The sequence below is a fragment of the Pseudomonas capeferrum genome (genome assembly GCF_000731675.1).
Taxonomy (GTDB): domain Bacteria; phylum Pseudomonadota; class Gammaproteobacteria; order Pseudomonadales; family Pseudomonadaceae; genus Aquipseudomonas; species Aquipseudomonas capeferrum.
Genome location: NZ_JMIT01000003.1, coordinates 496713 through 514830, shown reverse-complemented (window position 1 = coordinate 514830; position 18118 = coordinate 496713). Strand labels below are relative to the sequence as shown.

General features: G+C 63.5%; 17 protein-coding genes. 7 read left to right on the top strand and 10 right to left on the bottom strand.

Annotated features, from left to right (window positions below):
- Positions 1–7 precede the first annotated feature (7 nt).
- The 5 genes from metW to PC358_RS19900 form a co-directional block, all read right to left on the bottom strand.
- Complete coding sequence (gene metW / locus PC358_RS19920) at positions 8–628, bottom strand: methionine biosynthesis protein MetW (RefSeq protein WP_033702023.1); 621 nt, start codon at positions 626–628, stop codon at positions 8–10.
- Positions 629–635: 7 nt separating this feature from the next.
- Complete coding sequence (gene metX, locus PC358_RS19915; protein ID WP_033702022.1) at positions 636–1775, bottom strand: homoserine O-succinyltransferase MetX; 1140 nt, start codon at positions 1773–1775, stop codon at positions 636–638.
- Positions 1776–1875: 100 nt separating this feature from the next.
- Positions 1876–2466 (bottom strand): YggT family protein, encoded by a 591-nt coding sequence (locus PC358_RS19910; protein ID WP_033702021.1) that lies wholly within the window; start codon positions 2464–2466, stop codon positions 1876–1878.
- Between the two features lie 10 nt (positions 2467–2476).
- Positions 2477–3295, bottom strand: a complete 819-nt coding sequence (proC, locus tag PC358_RS19905) for a pyrroline-5-carboxylate reductase (protein WP_033702020.1) — start codon at positions 3293–3295, stop codon at positions 2477–2479.
- Between the two features lie 38 nt (positions 3296–3333).
- Positions 3334–4020 (bottom strand): YggS family pyridoxal phosphate-dependent enzyme, encoded by a 687-nt coding sequence (locus tag PC358_RS19900; RefSeq protein ID WP_033702019.1) that lies wholly within the window; start codon positions 4018–4020, stop codon positions 3334–3336.
- Positions 4021–4085: 65 nt separating this feature from the next.
- On the opposite strand from PC358_RS19900, the gene PC358_RS19895 reads away from it, so the two are divergent.
- The gene (locus PC358_RS19895) at positions 4086–5084 is read left to right on the top strand and encodes a type IV pilus twitching motility protein PilT (RefSeq protein WP_033702018.1); all 999 of its coding nucleotides are present in this window, start codon (positions 4086–4088) and stop codon (positions 5082–5084) included.
- Between the two features lie 130 nt (positions 5085–5214).
- Here the strand turns inward: PC358_RS19895 and PC358_RS19890 are convergent, their stop codons facing one another.
- Positions 5215–5838, bottom strand: a complete 624-nt coding sequence (locus tag PC358_RS19890) for a C40 family peptidase (protein ID WP_033702017.1) — start codon at positions 5836–5838, stop codon at positions 5215–5217.
- A gap of 167 nt (positions 5839–6005) precedes the next feature.
- Between PC358_RS19890 and PC358_RS19885 the strand changes: the two genes are divergently transcribed.
- Entirely contained in the window at positions 6006–6425 is a 420-nt protein-coding gene (locus PC358_RS19885) for an NINE protein (protein ID WP_033702015.1), read from the top strand.
- Between the two features lie 59 nt (positions 6426–6484).
- Here PC358_RS19885 and PC358_RS19880 read toward each other — a convergent pair whose 3' ends face one another.
- From PC358_RS19880 to PC358_RS19870, 3 genes are all read right to left on the bottom strand, one after another.
- A complete protein-coding gene (locus tag PC358_RS19880; RefSeq protein ID WP_033702014.1) occupies positions 6485–7183 on the bottom strand; it encodes an SPOR domain-containing protein in 699 nt (232 codons plus the stop codon).
- 1 nt (position 7184) lies between these two features.
- Positions 7185–8921, bottom strand: a complete 1737-nt coding sequence (gene argS, locus PC358_RS19875) for an arginine--tRNA ligase (protein WP_033702013.1) — start codon at positions 8919–8921, stop codon at positions 7185–7187.
- Between the two features lie 113 nt (positions 8922–9034).
- Complete coding sequence (locus PC358_RS19870) at positions 9035–11254, bottom strand: primosomal protein N' (protein ID WP_033702585.1); 2220 nt, start codon at positions 11252–11254, stop codon at positions 9035–9037.
- A gap of 168 nt (positions 11255–11422) precedes the next feature.
- On the opposite strand from PC358_RS19870, the gene rpmE reads away from it, so the two are divergent.
- The 3 genes from rpmE (at position 11423) to PC358_RS19855 (ending at position 13909) form a co-directional block, all read left to right on the top strand.
- Positions 11423–11638 carry a 50S ribosomal protein L31 gene (gene rpmE, locus PC358_RS19865; protein WP_033702012.1) on the top strand — a complete coding sequence of 72 codons (216 nt, stop codon included), beginning with the start codon at positions 11423–11425 and terminating at the stop codon, positions 11636–11638.
- A gap of 2 nt (positions 11639–11640) precedes the next feature.
- The gene (locus tag PC358_RS19860) at positions 11641–12462 is read left to right on the top strand and encodes a thermonuclease family protein (RefSeq protein WP_033702011.1); all 822 of its coding nucleotides are present in this window, start codon (positions 11641–11643) and stop codon (positions 12460–12462) included.
- A 178-nt stretch (positions 12463–12640) separates the two neighbouring features.
- On the top strand, positions 12641–13909 hold the full coding sequence (locus PC358_RS19855) for a malic enzyme-like NAD(P)-binding protein (RefSeq protein ID WP_027592351.1): 1269 nt from the start codon (positions 12641–12643) through the stop codon (positions 13907–13909).
- A 176-nt stretch (positions 13910–14085) separates the two neighbouring features.
- On the opposite strand, the gene PC358_RS19850 is transcribed toward PC358_RS19855, so the two are convergent.
- Positions 14086–16536, bottom strand: a complete 2451-nt coding sequence (locus PC358_RS19850) for a penicillin-binding protein 1A (protein ID WP_371856397.1) — start codon at positions 16534–16536, stop codon at positions 14086–14088.
- A 181-nt stretch (positions 16537–16717) separates the two neighbouring features.
- Here PC358_RS19850 and pilM point away from each other — a divergent pair, with 181 nt between their 5' ends.
- Positions 16718–17581: a type IV pilus biogenesis protein PilM gene (gene pilM / locus PC358_RS19845; RefSeq protein WP_033702009.1), complete on the top strand. Its 864-nt coding sequence runs from the start codon at positions 16718–16720 to the stop codon at positions 17579–17581.
- Entirely contained in the window at positions 17578–18114 is a 537-nt protein-coding gene (locus PC358_RS19840) for a PilN domain-containing protein (RefSeq protein WP_033702008.1), read from the top strand. Before pilM ends, PC358_RS19840 begins: the two co-directional genes overlap by 4 nt.
- The last annotated feature ends 4 nt before the right edge of the window (positions 18115–18118 follow it).

Below are 18118 nucleotides of genomic sequence, written 5' to 3'. Positions count from 1 at the left end.
GTGGGCGTCAAACCGCGAGCTGGTGCTCCTGCAGGCCAGGGCTGCTGACGCGATAGATGCCGATCTCACCTAGAAGATTAGGCCATAGCCGGCCGCCCCACCCATTACGGTGCAAGTGGTCGACGGCCAGGCGGTCAAGGACCTTGGCATGGCGCTCGTGGCACAGCTCTTCGAAGTCGGCGAAGGTGCAGAAGTGGATGTTCGGCGTGTTGTACCAGGTATACGGCATGAAGTCCGAAACCGGCATGCGGCCTTTGGTCGCCAGGTACCAACGGCAGCGCCAGTGGCCGAAGTTGGGGAAGGTGATGATGCATTGACGGCCCACGCGCAGCATCTCGTCGAGGATGCGGTCGGGGTACTCCACGGCCTGCAGGGCCTGGGTCATGATCACCACGTCGAAGCTGTTGCTGGCGAAGTTGCCCAGGCCCTGGTCCAGGTCCTGCTCGATGACGTTGACGCCCTTGGCCACGCACGCGGCGATGTTGTCGGGGTCGATCTCCAGGCCGTAACCGGTGACCTGCTTGCGGTCACGCAGCGAGGCCAGCAGTTCGCCACTGCCGCAGCCCAGGTCGAGTACCCGGCTGCCGGCGGGAATCCAGTCGTGGATGATTTCCAGATCGGCTCTCATGCTGTCCTCAGATGGCGATGCGGTTCATGTAGTTCGAGAAACCCTGCATGTAGCGAGGTGTGGGGATCAGGAAGGCATCGTGCCCGTAGGGCGAGTCGATCTCCAGGTAACAGACGTTCTTGCGTGCGGCCATCAGTGCGTCGACGATCTCGCGGGAACGTGCCGGCGAGAAGCGCCAGTCGGTGGTGAACGACATGATGCAGTAGTCTGCCGTGACGCCGGCGAGTGTGGCGGCAAGGTCGCCCCCGTGGGCCGCCGCGGGGTCGAAGTAATCCAGCGCCTTGGTCATCAGCAGGTAGGTATTGGCGTCGAAACGGCCGGAAAACTCCTCGCCCTGATAGCGCAGGTAGCTTTCGACCTGGAACTCGACGCTGTGGAAGTCGTAGTTGAGCTTGTCGCTCTTGAGCTCACGGCCGAATTTTTCACCCATCGAATCATCGGACAGGTAGGTGATATGGCCCACCATGCGCGCCAACATCAACCCGCGCTTGGGGATCACGCCCTGGTCCTGGAAAGAACCACCGTGGAATTCCGGGTCGGTGAGGATGGCCTGGCGGGCCACTTCGTTGAAGGCGATGTTCTGCGCCGACAGCTTGGGCGCCGAGGCGATATCGACGCAGTGCCGCACCCGGTCGGGGTAGGTGATGGTCCATTGCAGCGCCTGCATGCCGCCGAGGCTTCCGCCCACGATCGCGGCCCACTGGCCAATGCCCAGGCGGTCGGCCAGGCGCACCTGGCTGTGCACCCAGTCTTCCACGGTCAGCACCGGGAAGTCGGCACCATAGGGCTTGCCGGTGGCCGGGTTGAGGCTGCTGGGGCCGGTGCTGCCATTGCAGCCGCCGAGGTTGTTCAGGCTGACCACGAAGAAACGGTTGGTGTCGATCGGCTTGCCGGGGCCGATGCAGCTGTCCCACCAACCTGGCTTGCGGTCGGTTTCGGCATGGTAGCCCGCGGCATGGTGGTGGCCGGACAAGGCATGGCAGATCAGCACGGCATTGCTCGCGCTGGCGTTCAGGGTGCCATAGGTCTCATAGACCAGCTCGTAGCTGGCCAGGGAGCGGCCACAGGCCAGTGCCAGCGGCTCTTCGAACCGGGCTGTTTGCGGTGTAACCAGACCGACGGAATCTTCGGGAAGGACAGTGGACATCGACCCTGCTCACGCTTGACGGAGGCGTAAGTCTAAAGAGCGCTACCCCCTGCGGCAAGCAATGGCTTGCCGCAGAAGGCGCCGATGGCCAAGGAGGGTGTCAGATCATCCGCCACAGCTCTTGCGGCATGCCCGCATAGGCGGCAAGCGGAGGCATGACGAACGACTGAATGACCTGAATGGCCAGGAAGGCGAAGATCGGCGAGATGTCCATGCCGCCCAGGTTTGGCACCAGGCGACGGAACGGAGCCAGTACCGGTTCGCTGATCTGGTACGCAAGCTCAGCAGCCGGGTTGTGGCTGTTGGGTGCGACCCACGAGACGATCACCATGACGATCATCGCGACCCAGAAGATCTTCAGGAACAGCGAGGTGATGCCGATGATGGCCCACATCAACAGGTGCAGCACATCACCGAAGGTGCCATAGGTGACCATCAGCACGAAGGCCATCAGCAGCGCCTGAATGATCACCGCCAGCAGCAGGGACGAGGTGTCCAGGCCGCCGATGCTGGGGATGACGCGGCGGATCGGCTTGAGCAGCGGCTGGGTGGCGCGCACCGTGAACTGGCACAGCGGGTTGTAGAAGTTGGCCTTGACCAGTTGCAGTACGAAGCGCAACAGGACGATCACCAGGTACAGGCTGACCAGGGTTTGCACCACGAAAATCGCGGCGCCTGACAGTGCATTCATTTAGAGCTCCTTATTTGCCCAGTTGTTCGGCCAGCTCGGCGGACCGCGTCGCTGCGGCCTGCAGCGCCTGCTCGACGATGGCTTCGAAGCCGCTGGCCTGGAACGACTTGATCGCAGCTTCGGTGGTGCCGGCTGGCGAGGTGACGCGGCGGCGCAGTTCGGCAGCGTCTACATCGCTGGCAACGGCCATGCGCGCAGCGCCCAAAGCGGTCTGCAGGGTCAGCTGGGAGGCGGTTTCGCGGGGCAGGCCGAGTTTTTCGCCGGCGGCGGTCATGGCCTCGATCAACAGGAAGAAGTACGCCGGGCCGCTGCCGGAAACGGCGGTCACAGCGTCCAGTTGCTGCTCTTGATCAAGCCACAGGGCGGTGCCCACGGCAGACAGCAGTTGCTCGGCCTGCTGGCGTTGTGCCGTGCTGACTTGCTCGGTGGCATACAGGCCGCTGACGCCTTGGCGCAGCAACGCTGGCGTGTTGGGCATGCAGCGCACCACCGGGCGTGGGCCAACCCAGCTTTGCAGGCTGGCGCAGGTGATGCCGGCGGCGATGGAAACGATCAGTTGGCCTTCCTGCAGGTGGGCTTGCAGGGCCTGGCAGACGTCCTTCATGACCTGCGGCTTGACCGCCAGCACGATCACGTCGGCACCGGCGATTGCCTGGGCGTTGTCTTCGAAGGTTTCGATGCCGTGCTCGGCCTGGATGCGGGTGCGGGTCTCGGCGCCCGGGTCGCTGGCGCGGATCTGCGAAGCCTCCAGGCCCTGGGCACGCAGGCCGCCGATCAGGCTGGCGGCCATGTTGCCGGCGCCGATAAAGGCAATACGTGTCTTGCTCATGTCAGGTCCTTGTGGGAAAGAGTGAGTAAAGCATGGAATCAGACGGGCCCGTAATCGCGGGCGCCGAACAGGGCGGTGCCGATACGTACCCAGGTCGCTCCCTGGGCGATCGCTGCCTCCAGGTCGTGGCTCATGCCCATGGACAAGGTGTCCAGGCCAAGGTCCAGACCTTGCTGAAGCTCGCGCAGGGTGGCGAACGCGGCCTCCTGCACGGCACGCTCATCGCTAGGTTCAGGGATCGCCATCAGCCCACGCAGGCGCAGATTGGGCAGGCTGGCAACCGCCTTGGCCAATGCCGGAAGGTCGGCAGGGGCGCAGCCGGACTTGCTGTCTTCGCCACTGACATTCACCTGCAGGCAGATGTTCAGCGGCCCCAGTGCGGCAGGGCGCTGCTCCGAGAGGCGTTGGGCGATCTTCAGGCGGTCCACGGAATGCACCCAGTCGAAATGCTCGGCAATGGCTTTGGTCTTGTTCGACTGAATGGGGCCGATGAAGTGCCAGATCAAGGGCAAGTCGCCCAATGCCTGCTGCTTGGTCAGCGCTTCCTGCAGGTAGTTCTCGCCGACATCGCGCACGCCTGCGGCGTGGATTTCACGGATAGCGCTGGCGGGCTTGGTCTTGCTCACCGCCAGCAACTGGATGCTGGCCGGGTCCCGCCCGGCGGCCTGTGCGGCGCTGGCGATGCGGGCGGCGAGGGCGGATAGGTTGTCTGCTATGGTGGACATGGATCGATGCCGGCGGCGATAGGGTCTGCGGCATTCTACCTGCTTGATCGCCTTTGGGGAGTCTCATGGATGTGACCGACCTGTTGGCCCGTGCCGTGGAAGCGGGGGCTTCGGACCTGCACCTGGCTGTAGGCCAGGTACCGATGCTGCGCCTTGATGGCGAGCTGCAACGCATGGACGCGCCGCCACTGCTGTCGGCGGCCCTGAGCGATGCGATGACACCCTTGCTGGCGGATGAGCAGTGCCAGCAATGGGCACAGGGTGATGAGCTGGACGTCGCGTTGCAACTGCCAGCGCTGGGCCGCTTTCGCCTGAACCTGTTTCGCCAGTTGAACGGCCTGGCGGCAACCTTTCGCGTGATCCCGAAACGCATAGCGACGCTCGATGAACTCGACCTGGGCGAAGTGTTTCTAGCTGTTGCGCAGTGTGCCGATGGCCTGGTTCTGGTGGGCGGGCCAACCGGCAGCGGCAAGTCCAGCACCTTGGCGGCGCTGCTCGATCAACTCAACCGCGAACGGCCTGTGCATATCATCACGCTGGAAGACCCTATCGAAGTTATCCACAGCAGCCAGCGCAGCCTGGTCAATCAGCGCGAAATTGGCCGCCATTGTGGCGGGTTCGCTCAGGGGCTGCGCAGTGCGCTGCGTCAGGACCCGGATGTGATCGTGATTGGTGAGTTGCGTGATCTGCAGACCATACGCCTGGCGTTGCGGGCGGCGGAGACGGGGCACCTGGTGCTGGCGACGGTGCACACCCGTTCGGCCATCAATAGCATCGACCGATTGGTCGAGGTCTTTGCTGCCGAGGAAAAGCCACTGGTGCGGGCGATGCTGGCCGAGTCGTTGCGGGTGGTGGTGGCGCAGGTGCTGGTCAAGCGCGTGGGCGGCGGCCGTGTTGCGGCGCGGGAAGTGCTGGTGGCCAACACGGCGGTGCGTAACCTGATCCGTGAGGGGCGGCTGGCGCAGTTGCAGTCGGTGATGCAGTCGGGAGCCGCGGCGGGCATGCGGACGATGGAGGCGGCGTTGCGTGAGCTGCACGCTAAAGGATTGACCGAAACCTTGTAGGAGCGGCCTTGCGTCGCGAAAGGGCCGCAGCGCGGCCCCAGGTTTTCAGCTTCGCATCAAAGATCGTCGGGGCCGCGCTGCGGCCCTTTCGCGACGCAAGGCCGCTCCTACACATTCACACAAAGCTTGATCAGCGCTTGGCCAACGCCAGTTGCTGCTCTTTCGGCAATACGCGCTTGGCCACGACATAGTGCTTCTGCCAGTAAGGCTTGCTCAGGTTGTCGATGCTCACCCGCTTGCCGCGGCGCGGTGCATGGATGAAGCGATCGTTGCCCAGGTAGATGGCAACGTGGTTCACCCGGCGGCTCTTGATGTTGAAGAAGATCAGATCACCCGGCTTGAGGTCGCCCTTGGCTACCTTCACGCCGTGGCCTTGGGCCATGGCATTGGAGGTGCGCGGCAGGTCGACGTCGGCCACGTCGTTGAAGGCGTATTTGACCAGCCCGCTGCAGTCGAAGCCCTTCTTCGGGCTGCTGCCGCCCCAGACATAGGGCGTACCGAGCACATTGACCGCGCGGCTGAGCACATCGCTGCTCTGCTTCGGCGACATGGCAGCCACCGGCGCGCTGCGGCTGCTGGCGGCATTGTTCGGGCGCGCGCGCAGCGTGGTGTGCTTGGCCGGCGCGTGTTTCACCGAGGCATTGGTGGTATAGCCGGTGAAACCATTGGGAAGACGTTGCTCACGATTGGTGGCGTGGGCGGCCAAGGGTAATAATAGACAGAGGGTCAGCCATGTCTTGAGTAAAGGCGGCATAGATGAAGCTCTTTATGAATAGTTATGTGTTGGGCGCGCAACTTTATAACAGCTTTTTGATCAATTTTTGATCCGTTGGTCGATTGGCAGGGTGCCATACGTCGGCCAGCAACGAGAAAGTCACATTTTTTCTTAGAAAATTTTCGGATAACCCACGAGGGCTATGAATGAACAGTTATCAACAGAGTGAACCGCTTCACGACACCCACAGCAAGGTCATCGGTTACCTGTTGTGGATTTTTGGCTTCACCGGCTCGCACCGCTTCTACTATGGCAAGCCGATCACCGGCACCCTTTGGTTCTTCACCCTGGGCTTGTTGGGCATCGGTTGGCTGATCGACCTGTTCCTGATTCCCGCGATGGACCGCGAGGCTGACTTGCGCTTCCGGGCTGGCCGAATCGACTACAACATCGCCTGGATTCTGCTGACGTTCCTGGGCATCTTCGGCGTGCATCGCCTGTACCAAGGTAAATGGGTCACCGCGATCATCTACTTCTTTACCGGTGGCCTGTTCCTGGTCGGCGTGCTGTACGACTTCTGGACCCTGAACAGCCAGATCTCCGAAGCCAACAGCGACCGGCGCTGAGCGTACGAAAAAAGGGTAAGAAAAAGGCCTTGGCGCATCACTGCGGCAAGGCCTTCTGGTTACTGGCGGGTCTGGCGCTGTTGCAACAGCAGGTTGCTGAACCCAGCGCCGGCAAGCTGCTTCTGCGCCCCGGTCAGCTGTTCACGATTGCTGAACGGCCCGACCAGCACGCGGTACCAGGTCTCGTCCTTGACCGTGCCCGACTCCACCTTCACCGACTGGCCCAGCAGAATGATCTGCGCGCGGACCTTGTCGGCGTCAGCCTGCTTGCGGAACGAGCCGGCCTGCAGGAAGAACTGGGTGGTCGCCGCTGGCTTGATCACCGGCGGTGCAGGGGGTGGCGTCTGGCCCAGCAGTGCAGCCTGGGCCCGCGCCGTGTCGATCTTCGCCGCTTCCGCCGGGGTAACCGGTGTCACCGGCTGGGCCGGTACCGGTGGGGTTTTCTCGGGTACCGCTTCCGGCGGCACGATGACTTCGGACTCCGGCAGCAGGGTGTAGAAGTCGTACTTCGGCTTCACCGGCTGCTGCGGGGCGGTCGCTGGGGTCTTGCTGGCTTCGGCGGCCTTTTCCGGTTTCTGCTGCTCCGGCTTGGTGCGCGTAATGTCACCGCCACCCGGTTCCAGCTTCATCAGAAAGACGATGAACGCGCCTACGGTCAGCCCGACCGCCAGCCATACCCAGCCGGGAATCGGCTGTTTGGCCGGCGCCTGTTGGCGGCTGGCGCCGCGCTTTGGAGCAGGTTTTTTCTTGGCAGCCAACTTACATGCGCTCCAGGGTTTCCAGGCCGAGCAGTTCCAGACCTTGCTTGAGGGTGCGACCGGTCAGTGCGGCCAGGCGCAGGCGGCTTTGTTGCTGCTCTGGGGTGTCGGCAGCGAGGATCGGGCAGTTCTCGTAGAAGCTCGAGAACAGGCCCGCCAGGTCGTACAGGTAGCTGCACAGCACGTGCGGAGTGCCCTTGTCGGCCACGCTGTTGAGCACTTCGCCAAACTGCGCCAGGCGCGCGGCAAGGTCCTGTTCCTTCTCGGCCTGCAGCACGATCTGGCCATCGACCTCGTCGAAGCCCTTGCCCAGCTTGCGGAACACGCCCGCCACGCGGGTGTAGGCATACAGCAGGTAAGGCGCGGTATTGCCTTCGAAGTTGAGCATCAGCTCGAAGTTGAAGCTGTAGTCGCTGGTCCGGTGCTTGGACAGGTCGGCATACTTGACCGCGCCGATGCCGACCACTTCACCGATGTGGCGCAGTTCGTCTTCGGACAGGCTCGGGTTCTTCTCCTTGACCAGGGCGTACGCACGCTCCTTGGCCTCGGTGAGCAGGTCGATCAGCTTCACGGTGCCGCCGTCGCGGGTCTTGAACGGGCGGCCATCGGCGCCGTTCATGGTGCCGAAGCCCATGTGCTCCATCTGCATCGGGTGGCCGACGAAGCCGGCGCGGCGCGCCACTTCGAACACCTGGTTGAAGTGCAGGGCCTGGCGCTGGTCGACAAAGTACAGGGCGCGGTCGGCCTTGAGCACATTGCTGCGGTAACGCACCGCCGCCAGGTCAGTGGTGGCGTACAGGTAGCCACCGTCGGCCTTCTGCACGATCACCGGCAGGGGCTCGCCTTCGCTGTTCTTGAATTCTTCGAGGAACACGCACTGCGCGCCCTGGTCCTCGACCAGCAGGCCCTTGGCCTTGAGGTCGGCGACCACGTTGGCCAGGTCGTCGTTGTAGGCGCTTTCGCCCATGACGTCGGCCATGGTCAGTTTGACGTTGAGCAGCTCGTAGGTTTTCTGGCAGTGGGACAGCGAAATGTCCTTGAAGCGGGTCCACAGCGCCAGGCACTCAGGGTCACCGGCTTGCAGCTTGACCACCAGGCCACGGGCACGGGTGGCGAATTCTTCGGATTCATCGAAGCGCTTCTTCGCCGCACGATAGAAGTTCTCCAGGTCCGACAGCTCGTCGCTGGTGATCGGGTTTTCCTGCAGGTAGGCCATCAGCATGCCGAACTGGGTACCCCAGTCGCCCACGTGGTTCTGGCGCACGACCTGGTCGCCAAGAAACTCCAGTACCCGTGCGACGCTGTCGCCGATGATGGTCGAGCGCAGGTGGCCGACGTGCATCTCCTTGGCCAGGTTGGGTGCCGACAGGTCGATCACCACCTTCTCGCTGGCACCGGCCTTGCGCACACCCAGGTGGTCGTCGGCCAGGGCGGCGTCCAGGCGGTTGGCCAGGGCATTGGTGTTCTGGAAGAAGTTCAGGAAGCCCGGGCCGGCGATCTCGACCTTGCTGATGTCGTCACTGGCCGGCAGCGCGGTGATCAGCTTTTCTGCCAGGTCGCGTGGCTTCATGCCGGCCGGTTTGGCCAGCATCATCGCGATGTTGCTGGCGAAATCGCCGTGGGTCTTGTCCCGGGCGTTTTCCACCTGGATCGCCGGCGACAGCCCTTCAGGCAGCACACCGTCGGTGACGAGTTGGGTGAGGGCTTGCTGGATCAGCTGGCGAATGGTGTCTTTCATGGGGTTCTCTTTTCGACCGCAAGCGCGGTGGAGCGCTTCGATGCGCAGGTGGAAAAACTGGGCATTATCCGTTGCCGAGAGCGGGTTGCCAACCTTTGCCAAGGTTCGGGCTGTCAGTAAAGGTCTACCGGGTCCACATCCAGGGACCAGCGAACCTGCCGGCCGCTCGGCATCTGCTCCAACACTAGCAACCAGGCACTGATCAGTCGATGCAGAGGTGCCCGGGTATTGGCCTGTATCAACAGTTGGGCGCGGAAGCGGCCCGCTCGGCGCTCCATCGGAGCCGGTACGGGGCCCAACAGTTCAATGCCTGGGAGCTGCTGTTCGGTCACCAGGCGCTCTGCCGCGCTGCAGGCTTCGTCGAGAAAACCCTCGGCCTGGCCCGGTTTGTGCGCCTCGGCGCGCAGCAGGGCGAGGTGCGAAAAGGGCGGCAGGCCGGCCGCGCGGCGCTCGTCCAGGGCCTGTTCGGCGAAGGCGAAATAGCCTTGTTCGGTCAGCTGTACCAGCAACGGGTGGTCGGCCAGATGGGTCTGGATGATGACCTTGCCGGGCTCTTCTGCACGCCCGGCGCGCCCGGCCACCTGCACGATCAATTGCGCCATGCGCTCGCTGGCGCGGAAATCGCCCGAGAACAGCCCGCCGTCGGCGTCAAGGATGGCCACCAGGGTCACCCGTGGGAAGTGGTGCCCCTTGGCGAGCATCTGGGTGCCCACCAGGATGCTCGGCTGGCCGCGCTGGATGGTGCCGAACAGGTTGTGCATGGCGTCTTTGCGCGCCGTGCTGTCACGGTCTACGCGCAGGATCGGGTAGTCCGGGAACAGCACCTTGAGGCGCTCTTCGGCCCGTTCGGTGCCCGCGCCCACCGGGCGCAGGTCGACGTGGTTGCACTGCGGGCACTGGTGCGGCAGGCGTTCGTCATAGCCGCAGTGGTGGCAGCGCAGCACGCCGGAACGTTGGTGCACGGTCATGCGTGCATCGCAGCGAGGGCATTCGGACAACCAGCCGCAATCGTGGCACAGCAACGTCGGGGCAAAGCCGCGGCGGTTGAGGAACACCAGCACTTGCTGGCCCGCTTCCAGGGTTTGGCGGATGGCCTGCTGCAACGGGCCGCTGATGCCGCTGTCCAGTGGCAGGCTTTTCACATCCAGGCGCAGCATGCGCGGCGGGCGGGCGCCGCCGGCGCGGTGGTTCATGCGTAGCAAGGTGTAACGGCCGGTCTGGGCGTTGTGCAGGGTCTCCAGCGAAGGCGTGGCCGAGCCGAGCAGGATCGGGATGTTCTCCTGGTGGGCGCGCACCAAGGCCAGGTCGCGGGCGTGGTAGCGCAGGCCTTCCTGCTGCTTATAAGAGCCGTCGTGTTCTTCGTCGATGATGATCAGGCCGGGGTTTTTCATCGGCGTGAACAGCGCCGAGCGGGTACCGATGATGATGTCTGCCTCGCCATCACGGGCGGCCAGCCAGGCATCCAAGCGTTCGCGGTCGCCGACGGCCGAGTGCAACAAGGCAATGCGGGCGTTGAAGCGCTGCTCGAAGCGCGCGAGGGTCTGCGGGCCCAGGTTGATTTCCGGGATCAGTACCAGTGCCTGCTTACCGGCCTCGAGTGTTTCGCGGATCAGCTGCAGGTAGACCTCGGTCTTGCCGCTGCCGGTCACCCCGGCCAGAAGGAAGGCATTGAAACTGCCGAACCCCGTGCATACCGCGTCGAAGGCGTTGCGCTGTTCTTCATTGAGCGGCAGTTCGGGCTGCGCCAGCCAGTGCTCGTGGCGCGGGGTCGGCAAGTGGCGGCGAACTTCGACCGTGACCAGTTCCTTGGCCAGCAGCAGGTCGAGGCTGTCCTTGTTCAGGTTGAGCTTGCCCAGAAGGCTGTGCGCCACGCCGTGTGGATGCTGCGCCAGAGTCTTCAGCGCATCGCGCTGGCGTGGGGCGCGGGCGATACGCGGGTCATCGTGGCGGGCATCAGCGGCCACATGCCAGAACCGTTCCTGGCGCATCTCTGCCGGTTCACCCTGGCGCAGCAAGGTCGGCAACGCCCAGTTCAGGGTGTCGCCCAGGCTGTGCTGGTAGTACTGGGCGGTCCATAAGCACAGCTTGAACAAGGCGGGTGGCAGCGGCGACACCGGGTCCAGCAGTGCGGTGGCCGGTTTGAGCTTGTCGGCGGGCACTTCGCTCTGGTCGCACACTTCCACCAGCACCCCGATCATCTCGCGGCGCCCGAAGGGCACGCGAATGCGCATGCCGGGCGTGAGGGGCTGGCGCGCCATGCTCGCCGGTGCCCTGTAGTCGAAAAGGCGACGCAGCGGGGAGGGCAGGGCAAGGCGCAGGATGACATCGGACACGCGGAAGGTCTCGCAAGGGCGTTTCAAAGACTGGCGAGCCTAGCAGACGACAGTCGGTGCAAGCGACAACTTGCGCTGAAGCTGGGCTCTGGTATTATTCGCCGCCTAATTACGTGCGGTATTCAACAATTGGTGTTGGGTGGCGGCACGCAGCTCGAGGAAGTGACCATGAAAGCAAATATTCATCCGAACTACGAAGTAGTTGCAGTCACCTGCAGCTGCGGCAACAAGTTTGAAAGCCGTTCGACCCTGGGTAGCACCCTGGCGATCGACGTTTGCAACCTGTGCCACCCGTTCTACACCGGTAAGCAGAAAGTCCTGGACACCGGTGGTCGCGTACAGAAGTTTGCCGATCGCTTCGGCATGTTCGGTGCCAAGAAGTAATAATGCGCATGGCGAATCCCTCGGGTTTCGCGCTGTTGCAAAAAAAAGCGCCCCTTGTGGGCGCTTTTTTTGTGGCCGCGATCTGGCATTTGCCGGCCCTGGCGTTCTGCCCGCTGCCGGCCAACCCGCAGCCCGTGGCGGTGCGGCAGGTGGTGGATGGCGATACCTTGCGCCTGACTGATGGCCGCAGTGTACGCATGATCGGCATCAATGCCCCGGAGATCGGGCGCAAGGGGCGCACCAGCGAGCCCTATGCCGAGGCCGCCAAGCGGCGCCTGCAGGCCTTGGTCAAGGCCAGCGACGGGCGTGTCGGGCTGGTGCCGGGTGCCGAGGTCAAAGACAAATACGGCCGCACGCTGGCACATATCTACGGCCGCAATGGCAACAATCTTGAAGCACAGCTGCTCAGCGAGGGGCTTGGCTACCGCGTCGCCGTTGCTCCCAATGTGCGCTTGGTGGGTTGCCAGCAACTGGCCGAGCAAGTCGCGCGCAAGGCGGGTATCGGCCTGTGGCGCAGTTCGCCGGTGGTGCGCGCGAGGGATGTCCGGCAGTCCGGCTTCGCTGTCATCGGTGGCCGCATTCAAGGTGTCGAGCGTAATCGCGGCGGCGTCTGGCTGACGCTGGATTCCACCGTGGTGCTGCAGGTTCCCGCTCGTCTGCAACGCAACTTCCCGCCCAGCTTCTTCGATAACCTCAAAGGACGCCAGGTCGAGGCACGTGGCTGGGTGCTGGATCGTTCCCGCAAGGGCGGCCTGCAGCCTGGGCAGCGACGCTGGGTGTTGCCATTGACCGATCCGAGCATGTTGGAACGCATTTCAGGCTGAAAAGATGTAGACATTTCGCTATTGGATTGTACACACTGTCAGTCTTATGCCCCGTGGGTTATAGCGTAAAGTCGTAGGCTAAAGGCCTTGACACAAGTGACCGACCAGTCTTGTGACTCCCCGGCTCTTTGCGTATCCTCGGCGGTCCGTCAGAACAGTAAATAGCGGAATGCCCACCATGTCAGACCTGAAAACCGCCGCTCTCGAATATCACGCTCAACCTCGTCCGGGGAAACTGAGCGTCGAGCTCTCCAAGCCCACCGCCACCGCCCGCGACCTCGCCCTGGCTTACAGCCCAGGTGTTGCCGAACCCGTGCGCGAAATCGGCCGTGATCCAGAGCTGGCCTACAAGTACACCGGCAAGGGCAACCTGGTTGCGGTGATCTCTGATGGTACCGCCATCCTCGGTCTGGGTGACCTGGGCCCACTGGCCTCGAAGCCGGTCATGGAAGGCAAGGGTGTTCTGTTCAAGCGTTTCGCCGGTATCGATGTGTTCGACATCGAAGTCGAGTCGGAGAGCCCGCAAGCCTTCATCGACACCGTTCGCCGCATTTCGATCACTTTTGGTGGCATCAACCTCGAAGACATCAAGGCACCCGAGTGCTTCGAAATCGAGCGCACCCTGATCGAACAGTGCGACATCCCGGTCTTCCACGATGACCAGCACGGCACCGCGATCGTTACCGCCGCCGGCATGATCAACGCCCTGGAAATCGCCGGCAAGAAACTGGAAGAAGCCAAGATCGTCTGCCTGGGTGCCGGCGCTGCCGCCATCTCGTGCATGAAGCTGCTGGTCAGCATGGGTGCCAAGGTCGAAAACATCTACATGATCGACCGCAGCGGCGTGATTCACGCTGGCCGCGACGACCTGAACCAGTACAAGGCGCAGTTCGCCCACGCGACCGACAAGCGCACCCTGGCTGACGCCCTGAACGGTGCCGACGTGTTCGTTGGCCTGTCCGGCCCGAACCTGCTGAGCGCAGAAGGCCTGAAGTCGATGGCGGCCAACCCGATCGTGTTCGCCTGCTCGAACCCCGATCCGGAAATCTCGCCAGAGCTGGCTCACGCCACTCGCAACGATGTGATCATGGCCACCGGTCGTTCCGACTACCCGAACCAGGTCAACAACGTACTGGGCTTCCCGTTCATCTTCCGTGGTGCCCTGGACGTTCGCGCCAAGCGCATCAACGAAGAAATGAAGATCGCCGCCGCCATCGCCCTGAAAGACCTGGCCAAGCTGCCGGTGCCGAAGGAAGTCTGCGAAGCCTACGGCGTCGAAGGCCTGGAGTTCGGCCGTGAGTACATCATTCCGAAGCCTCTGGATGCCCGTCTGATCACCGTCGTTTCCGATGCCGTTGCCAAGGCAGCCATCGAATCCGGCGTGGCGACTCTGCCGTATCCGAAGCACTACCCGCTGAACAGCGTGGATGAAGTGTTCAACGGCTGATTCTGGTCGTAGCCACACAAGAAAGCCCCGGCTCGTGAGAGTCGGGGCTTTTTTTGTCTTGGAGGCGTAGGGGCAGTGGGATTCGTCACCACACTTTTGTCGGCTGCGAAATCGGGCGCCGCGCGGGCGGCGCTCGATTTACGCGCCCACTCAAACCTCAAGACAGCACTGCGCTTTTAGAACAGATCCATCGGCGCCGCTTCATCTGCCGGCAGCGGGCTGCCCGGTGCCGCACCGTTGCCCAGCTCATCCACCGACGGCGGCGAGTCTTCAGCCTTGAACAGCTCGAAATAGGCGTTGGGCGTGCTCGGCGAGGCGGCGCGACCGCTGACCGGGTCAACCCGCAGGCTGAGGATGCCTTCCGGCTCCGCAGGGGCGTGGTTGGGCTTGTCCTTGAGCGCGGCGCCCATGAAGCTCATCCAGATCGGCAGTGCCGCTGTGCCACCGTATTCACGACGGCCCAGGGTTTCGGGTTGGTCGAAACCGACCCATACCGTGGTCACGTAATCGGCGTTGTAGCCGGAGAACCAGGCATCCTTGGACTCGTTGGTGGTACCGGTCTTGCCCGCCAGGTCGGTGCGGCCCAGGGCCAGTGCACGGCGGCCGGTGCCGCGTTTGATCACGTCCTGCAGCATGCTGGTGAGGATGTAGCTGGTGCGCCCGTCGATGATCTGCTCAGCCACTGCCGGCACTTGTGGCGCCGGTGTGACCTGGCCAAAGGCGGCTGGCGCCTCGCCCGGCATCGCTACGGTGCTGATCGGCTGTTCAGGCGCGGCAAGGCCGGCCTGGTCCTCGGCACCTTGAGGTACACGGGCCGGGTTGGCGGTGAACAGTGTCTCGCCGTTGCGGCTCTCGATGCGATCGATCAGGTAGGGGGTGATCTTGTAGCCGCCGTTGGCAAAAGTGCTCCAGCCAGTGGCGATCTCCATCGGGGTCAGGGTAGCCGTGCCCAGTGCCAGCGACAGGTTGCGGGGCAGGTCCTGCTTGTTGAAGCCGAACTTGGCGATGTAGTCGATGGTGCGGTCCACGCCCATTGCCTGCAGCAGGCGGATCGATACCAGGTTGCGCGACTTGTACAGCGCCTCGCGCATGCGGATCGGGCCGAGGAAGGTGTTGGTGTCGTTCTTCGGTCGCCAGACCTTGTCCAGGTACTCGTCGACGAACACGATCGGCGCATCGTTGACCAGGCTGGCGGCGGTGTAGCCGCTGTCCAGTGCCGCGCTATAGATGAAAGGCTTGAAGCTCGAACCGGGTTGGCGCTTGGCCTGCATGGCGCGGTTGTAGTTGCTCTGCTCGAACGAGAAGCCGCCGACCAGGGCACGGATAGCGCCGTTGTAAGGGTCGAGGGTGACCAGCGCGCTCTGTGCGCCCGGCACCTGGCTGAACTTGAGCGTGCCGTCATCCAGGCGTTGCAGGCGCACCAGGTCGCCGACCTGTGCAACATCTGCCGGGCTCTGCGGTGTGCGGCCCTGGGAGTTGCTATTGAGGAACGGGCGCGCCCACTTCATGGTGTCCCAGGCGACGGTTTCTTCTTGGCCGCTACGGGTCAGCACCGTAAGCCCGGCCTTGTCGACCTGGGTGACGATGGCCGGCTCAAGGCCGCCCAGGGTGCGCTGCTTGCCCAGCTCCAGCAGCCAGGCTGCGTGGGTCTTGCCCGGGAAGCGCGCATCGGGGCCGCGGTAGCCGTGGCGTTCGTCGTAGTCGGAAAGGCCGCCGAGAATGGCTTTGTTGGCCATCTCCTGCATGTCGCTCGGCACGGTCGTGGTGACACGGAAGCCTTCGGTGTAGGCATCGCTGCCATAGCGGCCGACCATCTCGGCGCGGGCCATTTCAGCGATGTACGGGGCGTTCACCTCGGGGGTCGGCACGTGGTAGCTGGCGTTGAGCGGTTCGGCCAGGGCGGTCTGGTAGCTGGCCTGGTCAATCTTGCCGAGCTTGTACATGCGGCCCAGGATCCAGTCGCGGCGCTCTTTGGCGCGCACCGGGTTGGCCAGCGGGTTGAAGCGCGAAGGAGCCTTGGGCAGGCCGGCGATCATTGCCATCTGCGCCAGGCTCACGTCGCGGATCGACTTGCCGTAGTAGACCTGTGCGGCCGCATCGATGCCGTACGCCCGGTTGCCCAGGTAGATCTTGTTCACGTACAGCTCGAGGATTTCGTCCTTGGTCAGCTCACGTTCGATCTGCAGGGCCAGGAGGATTTCGTTGGTCTTGCGCGAGAAGCTGCGTTCGCTGGTCAGGAAGAAGTTCTTCGCCACCTGCATCGTGATGGTGCTGCCACCGGTCTGGATATGACCGGTTTTGACCAACTGAGTGGCCGCGCGCATCAGGCTGCTGGGGTCGACGCCATAGTGATTGAGGAAGTTGTCGTCCTCGGCTGACAGAAGCGCCTGGATAAATTGTGGGGGGATTTCCGCGAAGCGGATCGGCGAGCGGCGCATTTCGCCGAACTCGGCAATCAGCTTGCCGTCGCTGCTGTACACCCTGAGGGGGATCTGCAACTGGATGCTTCTGAGTGACTCGACCGAGGGCAGGCTAGGGCTAAGATACAGAAACGCACCGCTCACACCGAGTACGAGCGCGCTAATGACTGCGACGGAAGACCACCAGAAGAACTTCAGCAGACGTATCAAGGCTTTTGGGCGTCCAGGTTGATAAGTGAATTGCGTACGGGTCCAGCGGACCAAAAACGCTGGGCATTATAAGCATTTTTTCGCCTCGCCGGGTGACCGGCCAGGCGGCCCGTCGATCCGTTCGGCCGCGCAGGCCTAGTGTTGACGCGGGTTTGCGGCATACAGCAAAGGAGCAGTGATGCTTGGACGTTTCGGCATGGATGCCGGTTCATTGATGGGGGTGGAAATTGCCCTCGACTCGGTTCGGGTTGTGCAGCTGCGGCAGCGCAATGGGCGTTGCCAGGTCGCGGCCTGGGCGCACGAACCGTATGAACCCTACAGTGGCGGTGACTGGGCAAGCGACCCTGTGCGCGTGGTAGGTGCCTTGCAGCGTGCCTGCAGGCGCAGCGGCATTCGGCAGCGGCGGGCTGCGCTAGCGCTGCCGGCAAATCAGGTGATCTGCAAGCCTTGCCAGTTACCGGCAGGCCAGAGTGAGGCGGACATGGAAGCGCAGTTGCTGGCCGATGCCGATCGCCTGTTCCCCTTTGCGCTGGAGGATCTGGCCTTGGACTTTCAGGTGCTTGGCCCTTCCAAGGACCAGGCCGGCTGCCTGGATGTCATGGTGGCTGCCTGTCGCCAGCGCTCATTGGAGCCGATTGAAGCCCTGCTTGATGCCGCCGGGCTGCAGCTGGAGGTGATGGAAGTCGACAGCGTCGCGTTGCAGCGAATGTTGCCGCAGAGCGAGCTTGCGGGCTCGGCCTTGTTGCGCCTGGAGGCGCAAGGTGCGACGTTGCATTGCTGGCAACAGGGCGTGCCAACGCAGCGCCGCGAGTTGCACCTCGGGCAAATGCCTGCCCAATTGCATGCGCATTTGGCGGGCGAAGCCCAGCTGAAGTGCTTGCTGGTCGTCAGCAGCTCGGTGATTGAGCAGGGGTGGCTTGAAGGCCTGAGTGAAGCGGTGAACCTGCCCTGTCGGCAACTGCCGCTGCGTGCGGGGCTGGCGCCGGAAGACGGCGGCATGCTGCTGGCATGCGCCTTGGCCTCAGGGGGCATGCGCCCATGATGCGTCTGAACCTATTACCTTGGCGCGAGCGGCAGCGCCGCTCGATGCTTCGGCGCTTCCAGTGGATGTTGCTTGGCAGTGCAATCCTGGCGCTTTGTTGCGTGATGCTGATTGACCAACTGGCACGCCAGCGCGCCCAGCAGCAAGCGACGAGCAATGCCAGCCACCAGTCTGCGCTGGCGCTGCTGGGCAAGCAGCTGGAGCAGCACACCGACGTGCGTGCCGACCACGATGCCACCCAGGCGCAGGTTGCGGCCCTGGCCCGCCTGAGGGCCGATCAGGGGGTACTGCCTGCCTTGCTCGCAGATGTGGAGGCCGCGTTGCCCGCAGGCTTGCAGCTCACTGAGCTAACGCTTGCGCACGGCCGTTTGCACGTCACCGGTGTGGCCGCATCCGGCGCCGTGGTCGCCCAGTTCATGCGCGACCTCGAACGCTCCGCAGTGTTGCAAGGCCTGGCACTCAAGCATGTGAAGCACCTGCCTTCGGGTGACGAGTTCGTCCTGACTGCGCGCGTGTCGGCGTTCTGGTCGTGAGTGC

Excerpts from the sequence above, each read along its gene's own strand:
- metW (WP_033702023.1), bottom strand. The coding sequence starts at position 628 with ATGAGAGCCGATCTGGAAATCATCCACGACTGGATTCCCGCCGGCAGC.
- metX (WP_033702022.1), bottom strand. The coding sequence starts at position 1,775 with ATGTCCACTGTCCTTCCCGAAGATTCCGTCGGTCTGGTTACACCGCAA.
- PC358_RS19910 (WP_033702021.1), bottom strand. The coding sequence starts at position 2,466 with ATGAATGCACTGTCAGGCGCCGCGATTTTCGTGGTGCAAACCCTGGTC.
- proC (WP_033702020.1), bottom strand. The coding sequence starts at position 3,295 with ATGAGCAAGACACGTATTGCCTTTATCGGCGCCGGCAACATGGCCGCC.
- PC358_RS19900 (WP_033702019.1), bottom strand. The coding sequence starts at position 4,020 with ATGTCCACCATAGCAGACAACCTATCCGCCCTCGCCGCCCGCATCGCC.
- PC358_RS19895 (WP_033702018.1), top strand. The coding sequence starts at position 4,086 with ATGGATGTGACCGACCTGTTGGCCCGTGCCGTGGAAGCGGGGGCTTCG.
- PC358_RS19890 (WP_033702017.1), bottom strand. The coding sequence starts at position 5,838 with ATGCCGCCTTTACTCAAGACATGGCTGACCCTCTGTCTATTATTACCC.
- PC358_RS19885 (WP_033702015.1), top strand. The coding sequence starts at position 6,006 with ATGAACAGTTATCAACAGAGTGAACCGCTTCACGACACCCACAGCAAG.
- argS (WP_033702013.1), bottom strand. The coding sequence starts at position 8,921 with ATGAAAGACACCATTCGCCAGCTGATCCAGCAAGCCCTCACCCAACTC.
- rpmE (WP_033702012.1), top strand. The coding sequence starts at position 11,423 with ATGAAAGCAAATATTCATCCGAACTACGAAGTAGTTGCAGTCACCTGC.
- PC358_RS19860 (WP_033702011.1), top strand. The coding sequence starts at position 11,641 with ATGCGCATGGCGAATCCCTCGGGTTTCGCGCTGTTGCAAAAAAAAGCG.
- PC358_RS19855 (WP_027592351.1), top strand. The coding sequence starts at position 12,641 with ATGTCAGACCTGAAAACCGCCGCTCTCGAATATCACGCTCAACCTCGT.
- pilM (WP_033702009.1), top strand. The coding sequence starts at position 16,718 with ATGCTTGGACGTTTCGGCATGGATGCCGGTTCATTGATGGGGGTGGAA.
- PC358_RS19840 (WP_033702008.1), top strand. The coding sequence starts at position 17,578 with ATGATGCGTCTGAACCTATTACCTTGGCGCGAGCGGCAGCGCCGCTCG.